At 39.3% G+C, this 2,063-nt stretch carries 2 protein-coding genes; both read right to left on the reverse strand.

Annotated elements, in window-relative coordinates; all coding sequences use genetic code 11:
* The coding region (locus tag VN429_RS05650) for a response regulator (protein WP_325630761.1) at positions 1-364 on the reverse strand (364 nt) is incomplete at its 3' end.
* 107 nt (positions 365-471) lie between these two features.
* Positions 472-2,049: an IS1634 family transposase gene (locus VN429_RS05655; RefSeq protein WP_325630763.1), complete on the reverse strand. Its 1,578-nt coding sequence runs from the start codon at positions 2,047-2,049 to the stop codon at positions 472-474.
* Positions 2,050-2,063: the final 14 nt, after the last annotated feature.

Here is a 2,063-nt window from a genome sequence, read left to right on the forward strand (position 1 = left end):
CTAATATGTGTATGATTTGAGAGATTTCTGTAAACAGTGTCCTGACTTCAGGGCCTTTTTTGAGATAAAAATCAGCTCCACTATTTAACGCTTCTATTACTGTTGATTCATCTCCCCTTCCTGTAAAGACAATAAAGGGGATGGTTTTATTATATTTTCGAACCTGTTTTAAGAATACTATCCCGTCGTTATCAGGCATAAAGTAATCAGAGATGATGACGTGATATGTATTTTGTTTCAGGAGAGTCAGAGCATTGGTACTTGATAAGGTGATATCTACTCTGAAATCGGGATTCATTTCCAGTAATGCTTTCCCAATATCCAATATTTCCCGTGAATCATCGACATATAATATTCGTATCATCACTGCTCCGATTGACCGGATTATAGATTGTGTTCTATAAGGGCATAATGTTTCACTCACAAGGATATAAAAAATTCTTAAGCAATTATCCCACATTCCGCGGTCCTTTAAGAAAAATAATATTTTTCATACTCTGGTTCCAGCAATTTAAGAATTTTCCGAATCGTGTCATCCAAATTAAGAACTTTCGTTACGACCTTTCCTTCAATCTTTAATGATAATTCCCCGACTCTCCGGAACAAAAAGAATACCCATCTCATAGTTGGGTTTTTAGTTGGTTTCCCGATCTGACTTGGCACAGTCTCATTTGACTCCTTTAAGCTTTTCCGGAGTTTATACTCAGAAACTGCATACACATACAGACAGAGTACCATGATCATGGCGAGTGCCTGTATGTGTCCAATGTTTTTCAAAAACACTTCAGATACTCTGAATGTTTTGTCTTTGAGGAATCTGAATCCTTTTTTAACCTGGTACTGCCCCTTGTAGTATGACAAAGCAGATTCAGGATCTAGATCGAGATCATTTGTAGTTACAATAAATCGGCCAAGAATTGCTCTTTCCCTCTCAACATATCCTTTGTTTAGAGAGATACCTCCTTCAATGGCGTATTTTATAATAAGTGTCTCATCTTTGGCCGGTCGTCCCCTTTTCTTTTCAACCCTTTCATGGACCTTTTTAACCGAACATGAATCAAATTCTATCCAGGGATGTTTCACGATCCAGTCATTGATAGCGTTTTGTGCATCAGGTTCACAGGCGAAGCGTTTTGAAGTCAAGTGTTTTAGAGATTTCCGAGATTTATCTAGTTCCTTCTCGATCTTCTTCTCAAATGTGATCTCTTTACGTTTTTGTTGTTCACTTGAGTCAAAGACATACCACTTTTGGAGAATTCCGGCATAATCAGAGAATGAAGAATAATGTGAGTAGCGAGCATCACTACAAGAGATAAAAGGCTCGTCGATTCTCCGAAGTTCATCAGCCTCTAATATTACCATTGGAACCCTGCTGATCCAGAAGGTATGAATCCCTAGCGTCTGGAGATTCTCTTCTGTATAAAATGCAGCATCTGCCACATGGAGAACTTTTTCACCTATTTTCAGGTTCTCCTTAATTCCAGTCACCATTCGGAGCAGGGACTTTTTATCTGATTCATTGCCTGAAAAAGTCTGAAGCATCAGGGGGATTCCATACTGGTTTGTAGACATCCCAAGGACGAATCTTTTCAAATCCCACCGACCATCTTTCGGATGACCATAGGTGATCTCGATATCCTCAGTATTGCTGTCTGAATCATAATCCCCATAAACACTGAAGTTTGTGGTATCGGCATTCACAAGATTGATAGCGAATTGATCTCGTTCCAAACAGTCGGAAACGATGTGATTGAATAGTTCTGTAGGGCCAAATGCCGCAATGCCATCGAGAGTACGACCCATGACATCATCATTCAGTTGATTTGCAGTGATATCTTTATTGAAGAGACGTTTGAGTGATAGATCGGTAAAGAAGGCGGGAAAAAGATAGAGACGACGTTCAATATAACCCAGACCATTGATAGTCATTGCCTTGACAATGTCACCATGACTAAAAGTATGTGGACCATTTTTGGGGATCAGGCGATCGATTATAGTTCCGATATGTAACTCATCGTAACTACCAACTACCAAACCAAGGTGACCTATTGTCTTATCAGAGT

It is taken from the genome of Methanospirillum sp. (genome assembly GCF_035560735.1).
GTDB lineage: Archaea > Halobacteriota > Methanomicrobia > Methanomicrobiales > Methanospirillaceae > Methanospirillum.